This window comes from Pseudomonas sp. GD04158 (assembly GCF_029834875.1).
Taxonomy (GTDB): domain Bacteria; phylum Pseudomonadota; class Gammaproteobacteria; order Pseudomonadales; family Pseudomonadaceae; genus Aquipseudomonas; species Aquipseudomonas hydrolytica.
The window spans coordinates 1-6,420 of the sequence record NZ_JAODYT010000132.1 but is presented as its reverse complement, the minus strand read 5'-3'; the positions used below and the strand labels follow the sequence as shown (position 1 = coordinate 6,420).

General features: G+C 66.7%; 5 protein-coding genes, 1 pseudogene and 1 riboswitch. Of the genes and pseudogenes, 2 read left to right on the top strand and 4 right to left on the bottom strand.

All coding sequences use genetic code 11. From position 1 onward, the window contains the following. Positions 1 to 62: 62 nt before the first annotated feature. Positions 63 to 1,535, bottom strand: a complete 1,473-nt coding sequence (gene amn / locus N7333_RS23610) for an AMP nucleosidase (protein ID WP_096825569.1) — start codon at positions 1,533 to 1,535, stop codon at positions 63 to 65. 133 nt (positions 1,536 to 1,668) lie between these two features. On the opposite strand from amn, the gene N7333_RS23605 reads away from it, so the two are divergent. Next, complete coding sequence (locus N7333_RS23605) at positions 1,669 to 2,406, top strand: hypothetical protein (protein ID WP_129482981.1); 738 nt, start codon at positions 1,669 to 1,671, stop codon at positions 2,404 to 2,406. A 10-nt stretch (positions 2,407 to 2,416) separates the two neighbouring features. Here N7333_RS23605 and N7333_RS23600 read toward each other — a convergent pair whose 3' ends face one another. Next, positions 2,417 to 3,100 (bottom strand): energy-coupling factor ABC transporter permease, encoded by a 684-nt coding sequence (locus tag N7333_RS23600; protein ID WP_003240266.1) that lies wholly within the window; start codon positions 3,098 to 3,100, stop codon positions 2,417 to 2,419. A gap of 52 nt (positions 3,101 to 3,152) precedes the next feature. Next, a riboswitch (cobalamin riboswitch) is annotated at positions 3,153 to 3,357 on the bottom strand. Between the two features lie 279 nt (positions 3,358 to 3,636). Here N7333_RS23600 and N7333_RS23595 point away from each other — a divergent pair. After that, positions 3,637 to 4,380 (top strand): carbonic anhydrase, encoded by a 744-nt coding sequence (locus N7333_RS23595; RefSeq protein WP_129482982.1) that lies wholly within the window; start codon positions 3,637 to 3,639, stop codon positions 4,378 to 4,380. Positions 4,381 to 4,434: 54 nt separating this feature from the next. Here N7333_RS23595 and N7333_RS23590 read toward each other — a convergent pair whose 3' ends face one another. Continuing rightward, positions 4,435 to 6,084 carry an acyl-CoA dehydrogenase family protein gene (locus N7333_RS23590; RefSeq protein ID WP_096825566.1) on the bottom strand — a complete coding sequence of 550 codons (1,650 nt, stop codon included), beginning with the start codon at positions 6,082 to 6,084 and terminating at the stop codon, positions 4,435 to 4,437. Next, positions 6,081 to 6,420: pseudogene (locus N7333_RS23585) on the bottom strand (TetR/AcrR family transcriptional regulator); the annotation flags it as partial. The gene N7333_RS23590 and the pseudogene N7333_RS23585, both read right to left, overlap by 4 nt.

Here is a 6,420-nt window from a genome sequence, read left to right as displayed (position 1 = left end):
CAATATCGACCGCGCTGCGCTGGCCGAACTGCTGCGTGACGAGGCGCCGGTCGCGGCCTGACTCAGCGGAACGGCGGCTCGTCGAAGCTGCGCAGTTTGCGCGAATGCAGCGAATCGAGCTGACTGCGCATCAGCTCCAGCGCGGCGATGCCGATATGAAGGTGCTGGGTCACCGCGCGCTCGTAGAAAGCGCCGGCTGCGCCGGGCAGCTTGATCTCGCTGTGCAGGGGCTTGTCCGACACGCACAGCAGCGTGCCGTAGGGCACCCGCAGGCGATAGCCCTGCGCGGCGATGGTGCCGCTTTCCATGTCCACCGCCACCGCGCGCGACAGGTTGATCAGCGGCCGTTCCTGGGCCCAGCGCAGCTCCCAGTTGCGGTCGTCGTAGGTCAGCACGGTGCCGGTGCGCAGGCGCTTCTTCAGCTCGTCGCCCTGCTCGCCGGTGACCAGCTTGGCGGCCTCCTGCAACGCCTGCTGCACCTCGGCCAGCGCCGGCAGCGGGATGTTCGGCGGCAGTACGCGATCGAGAATGCCGTCGCGGCGCATATAGGCGTGGGCCAGCACGTAGTCGCCGATGGTCTGCGACTGCCGCAGGCCGCCGCAGTGACCGATCATCAGCCAGCAGTGCGGACGCAGCACGGCCAGGTGGTCGGTGATGTTCTTGGCGTTGGACGGGCCGACGCCGATGTTGACCAGGGTGATGCCATGGCCATCCGCGGCCAGCAGGTGATAGGCCGGCATCTGGTAGCGGTGCCAGACCACGTTCTCGATGATCGCCTGCATCTCGCCTTCGGCCATGCCGCGCTCGATCACCACGTTGCCCGGCAGCACCATGCGGGTGAAGCGCGAGTCGCCCACCAGCATGTCCAGACCATGGCGGATGAACTGGTCGACGTAGCGGTGATAGTTGGTCAGCAGGATCCACGGCTGCACGTGGCGCCAGTCGCTGCCGGTGTAGTGCACCAGGCGGCGCAGGGAGAAGTCGGTGCGCGCCGCGTCGAACAGCGCCAGCGGCAGCGGGTCGATGTTTTCCCAGTCGTACAGGCCGTCGGCGGTGCCGTCGGTGGCGGCGGACAGATCGGTACTGGGGAACACCCGCGCCAGCTCGGCGGCGGTCACGCCGCTGCCGGCCAGCTCGTCGCCCTGCTCCACCACATAGGGGTAGGGAATGTTCTGCTGGCTGACACCCACCTCGACGCGCAGGGTGAAGTCGTTCATCAGCGGGCGCAGCTGCTCCAGCAGGTATTTGCGGAAGGCCGCCGGCTGGGTCACGGTGATGGCGTAGGTACCCGGCACCTGCACCTTGGCGTAGGCGCGCACGGTGGTCGGCACCTCGCCCTGGCACAGGTAGGTCAGGCGCAGCTCGGGGTAGCGGAACAGGCAATGCTCGCTGGCGTCAGGGCGAATGCGCTCCTTGAGATAGCGCTTGAGCGCCCGGCTCAGGGCGTTGGTGGCCTGCAGATGCAGGGCGGCAAGGCGATCTACCGCCTCTTCCGGCGTATGGGCAATGACGAAATCATCGGAACAGGGTTTCACAGCGTGTCTTCCTGGCTGAGTGAACGCCCCTATCTTGCCTGCATACGGCGACGAAAACATAGCGCGCGGCAGCGAGCCCGTCGTCGCGCCAGCAGCTAGGCTTATGGCAATCAGCCAGCCGGAGGGCCGCGCCATGCCCCGTGCCATCGCTCCACTGCTGCTTGCCCTGCTTTGCTGCTGCGCTCAGGCCGGGGAACTGGACGGCCACTATCGCGCCACGCTCGACGGCCAGCCGAGCGAGCTGATCCTGCGCCAGAACGGCGATGTGGTGGAAGGCGAATATCTGGAGAACCAGCGCCTGCGCCTGATCGTCAAGGGGCGCTATGACGGTGAGCTGCTGCGCGCCGAAATCAGCGAACCGCAGTCAGGGCTGCTGCTGGCCAACATGAACGCCACCTACGCCAATGCCATGCTCAACACCAGCATCGCCGCGCGCGATCCGCGCAACGGTCAGGTGCTCGAGCGCCAGGCCCTGTTCCAGCGCGTTGCCGCAGCCCCCGCCGCGCAAACGCCGCCGGCAGCCACCTCGGGCAAGCAGGACCCGGCACTGATCGGCACCTGGGTGCACGAGAAGATCATCAACAGCGGCGGTGCCAGTTTCGCTTCGTTCACGACCCTGATGACCTTGCAGCTGAACGCCGATGGCAGTGTCACGCAATGGACCCGCTCGATCGATGGCGGCAGCGACTGGAGCTATGACAGCCCCGGCGAGGTGCAGTACAGCGGCCACTGGCGCAGCCAGGACGGCATGCTGCTGGTGCGCCTGGCAGGCGCTGCCGACTATCAACCGGCCGCCTACTACCGTTTCAGCGACCAGTACTTGGTCACCGAGAGCAATACCGGCAAGATGATCTGGCAGCGCCGCCGTTAGCGGCGCGTGCTCAGGCGGCGCTGTGGTGCAGACGCACGTTGAACAGCGGCCCCTGGCTGAAACGCGACAGGGCCTTGGCGGCGGCCAGCACGCCCAGGTCGATCAGCGGCTCGACCAGGATCACGCTCATATAGGCCAGACCGAAACTGGCCACAGCCGCCAGGTTCTCGCCGGCGAAGCCCTGACCGTAGAACGCCCAGAAGGCCACCCAGGCGACGATACCGCCCTGGTAGGCGGTCGACAGCGCCAGCGCCTGCTTGTAGGAGAGGTCCACGTAGGCCGTGCCCGGCGCGACGATGCGCTTGGCCAGCAGGCTGATGCCCCACAACGGCAGCAGCAGGGTGGTGACGTTCATGCCGTACTGCGGCAGGTCGAACTGAGCGAACAGCACCCCCTGCAACAACAGGCCAGCGGCCAGACCAATGGCGGCAGCGCCGGCGCCGAACAGCAGCAGCAGGGTCGAGCCGAGGATCAGGTGCACCTCGGAAACACCCACCGGGTGATGCGGCAACACCTCGAAGAAGCAGAACACCAAAGCAGTGGTCAGCAGGCTGCGCAGCGCCAGGGCCGTCACCCCGCCGTTGTCGCGGATGGCATCGCGCGCCAGTTTGGCGGTCAGGCCGAAGGCGCCGACAGCGGTTGCGTAGCTGAGGAAGATCTTGGCGCCTTCGACGACACCGGGTTCGATATGCATGCGAGTTCCTTGGCCGCGCCCACCGCGCGACGATTCGGATGAAGGATGGGCGAATCGCCCGTTTGCCGATGGCAGGTCTCCTGGCTCACGGCTTGCCACTTCGCTCGCCTTCCCGGCCTGGCGGCCAGTGGCATAGGGAGCGTCGTACGCCGTTTACAGTTGCGGGGGCAGCCAGGGCATTGGCGACGCGGCGCCGCACCCTGTTCCCTTTTCATCCGCGCGCCAGAGGCGGCGGAACCATCGGCGGCAACCTTACTCCGCCGCCGGAGCAAAAGACAGCATCCGCACTCGCCGCCGCACGGGTCAGGTGGGCGACCGAGCCACGTGCAGGCCGCAGGCCACTTTCCGGCAGCTGCGCCGCGCTGGCTGAACGAACGCTGTCCCGAACACGGCCGATGCGGCACAGATGCGGAAAGCGTCACACCGCCAGGCGTATATGTAACTTCATATTACAAAGCAAGCGTAGTATTTCTGCACTCGCGCCGGCCTCTGCCCACGCGAGCCTGCAGGCCCATCATCCAGTCACGAGAGCGCATATGAAGAAGACCCTGATCGTTGCGTTGACCGCCCTGTTCGCAACCGGCGCCATGGCCGCCGAACAGCAACCGCACTGGAGCTACAACGGCAACGAAGGCCCCGAACACTGGGCCCAGCTGGACCCAGGCTACGAAACCTGCGCGATCGGCCACGCCCAGTCGCCCATCGATATCCGCAATGCCACCCGAGCCTCCCTGCCGCGCCTCGCCTTCGACTACCAGGTCAGCCCGGCCGAGGTGGTAAACAACGGCCACACCATTCAGGTAAACCTGGCCAATGCCGGCGGCATCGAGATCGACGGCAAGCCCTACCGCCTAGTGCAATTCCATTTCCATACGCCCAGCGAGGAGCACATTGCCGGGCAGGCGTTCCCGATGGTGGCGCACTTCGTCCACCAGGCCAGCGACGGCCGCCTGGCGGTGGTAGCGGTGCTGTTCAAGGAAGGCGCGCAGAACCAGGCGCTGGGTCAGGTGTTCGACACCATGCCGCCCAAGGCAGGCGAGAAAGTCGAGCTGGCCGGCAGCTTCACCCCGCAGGCCGTGCTGCCGCAGCAGCAGGGCTACTACGCCTTCGCCGGCTCGCTGACCACCCCGCCGTGCAGCGAGAACGTGCAATGGCGCGTGCTGAAGCAGCCGGTCGAACTGTCCCATGCACAGCTGGAGCAGTTCCAGCACCTGTATGCGATGAACGCACGCCCGATCCAGGCGCTCTACGACCGTGAAGTGCTGGAGAGTGACTACTGACCCGCGTTATGCGCCGGCTGAATAGCCGGCGCTTCGTTCCGGGACTATCGCCCCTTACAGCAGATGCGGCGTGCTGCGCGCCACCAGCGCCTCGACGTCGACGCCGCGCGGCAGGGTGCCGTAGACGCGGCCGCGGCCTTCCAGGCGGCTGGCGATAAAGGCGTCGCTGACCACGCTGTTGCCGGCCTCCAGCAACAGCTTGGCCTGCAGCGCCACGGCCATGTCCTCGGTCAGCTGGCGGGCGCGGTACTGGATGTCGGCGGTGTCGCTGAAGTCGGTTTTCAGTCGCTGGATATGCGCCTTCAGCCGTGCATCGCCATGGCCGTCACCGAGCTCATTGAACAGTGCATCGAGTACGCCCGGCTCCTTGGACAGGGCGCGCAGCACGTCCAGGCACTGCACGTTGCCCGAGCCTTCCCAGATCGAGTTGACCGGCGCCTCGCGATACAGACGCGGCATGATGGTTTCCTCGACGTAGCCGGCGCCGCCCATGCATTCGCTGGCCTCGTAGACCATTTCCGGGGCGCGCTTGCAGATCCAGTACTTGCCCACCGCAGTGACCAGGCGGGCGAACTTGTCTTCCTGCTCGTCATGCAGATGATCGAGCGCGCGGCCCATGCGCATGCACAGCGCCAGGGCGGCCTCGCTCTCCAGGGCCAGATCGGCCAGCACGTTCTGCATCAGCGGCTGGTCGGCGAGAATCTTGCCACCCACCTGGCGATGCGCGCAGTGATGCGCGGCCTGGGTCAGCGCCTGGCGCATCAGGCTGCTGGAGCCGACCATGCAGTCGAAGCGGGTCATAGCCACCATCTCGATGATGGTGGGCACGCCGCGCCCTTCCTCGCCGAGCATCCAGGCGAAGGCGCCGCGGTATTCCACTTCGCTAGAGGCGTTGGCCCAGTTGCCCAGCTTGTTCTTCAGGCGCTGGATGTAGAACTGGTTGCGCGTGCCATCCGGGCGATGGCGCGGTAGCAGGAAGCAGCTCAAACCCTTGTCGGTATAGGCCAGGGTGAGAAAGGCATCGCACATCGGCGCCGAGCAGAACCACTTGTGACCGACCAGCTCGTAGCCCTGCCCCGGCCCGCCAAGGCCGATGGGATAGGCACGGGTGGTATTGGCGCGCACGTCGGTGCCGCCCTGTTTCTCGGTCATGGCCATGCCGATGGTGACGCCGGCCTTCTGCTCCATCGGCAGGTTGCGCGGGTCGTACTCGGTGGCAAGGATCTTCGGCAGCCACTGCTCGGCCACATTCGGCTGCAGGCGAATGGCCGGCACGGCGGCGAAGGTCATGGTCAGCGGGCAGCCGCTGGCGGATTCGGCCTGGCTGTGCAGATAGGAAAGCCCGGCGCGGGCGACATGGGCACCGGCGCGCGGGTCGGTCCAGGGCAGCGACGGCAGGCCGTGCTCGATGGCCGTGCGCATCAGTTCGTGATAGGCCGGGTGGAATTCCACCAGGTCGATGCGGTTGCCGTAGCGGTCATGGCTCTTGAACACCGGCTTGTTCTCGTTGGCGAGAAAGCCCGCCTGCATCAGCGCGCCGCCGGCCAGCGCGCCATAGGCGCTCAGACGTTCTTCCGCCCAGGCGCCATCGTAGCGGCGGACCCACTCCTGCAGCGGCAGATCGAGACGGTAGAGGTTGGCGCCGTCGAGGCTGGGCACCTGGTTGAAGACCTCATGGGTTTCGGCGTGCAGACTGGGTTTCATCGGGTTGACTCCTTGGCGCCCACGGCGCGCAGGCAGAAGGTGACGAGGCTGGCGCTGACCTGAGCCAGTTCCAGACTGGGATGACCTGCAGCACGGGCCGCACGCGCCGGTGGCGAGAGCGGTCCGACCAGGGCTTCGGCGATGGCACCGACCAGACAGGCGGCGGCCAGGCCCACCTGGTCCACCTGAAACTCGCCGCTGCGCCTGCCTTCTTCGAGCAGGTCGATGAACAGCTCGGCATAGGCCTCGCGATAGAGCAGGCGCTGCTCGTCGACTTCCGGCTCGACCGGTTCGGCGATCAGGGCGAAGGCCAGGCGCCGGCTATGCCAGGCGCGC

Coding starts and splice junctions, on each gene's coding strand:
- N7333_RS23590 (WP_096825566.1), bottom strand. CDS start 6,084: ATGAAACCCAGTCTGCACGCCGAAACCCATGAGGTCTTCAACCAGGTG.
- N7333_RS23605 (WP_129482981.1), top strand. CDS start 1,669: ATGCCCCGTGCCATCGCTCCACTGCTGCTTGCCCTGCTTTGCTGCTGC.
- N7333_RS23600 (WP_003240266.1), bottom strand. CDS start 3,100: ATGCATATCGAACCCGGTGTCGTCGAAGGCGCCAAGATCTTCCTCAGC.
- N7333_RS23595 (WP_129482982.1), top strand. CDS start 3,637: ATGAAGAAGACCCTGATCGTTGCGTTGACCGCCCTGTTCGCAACCGGC.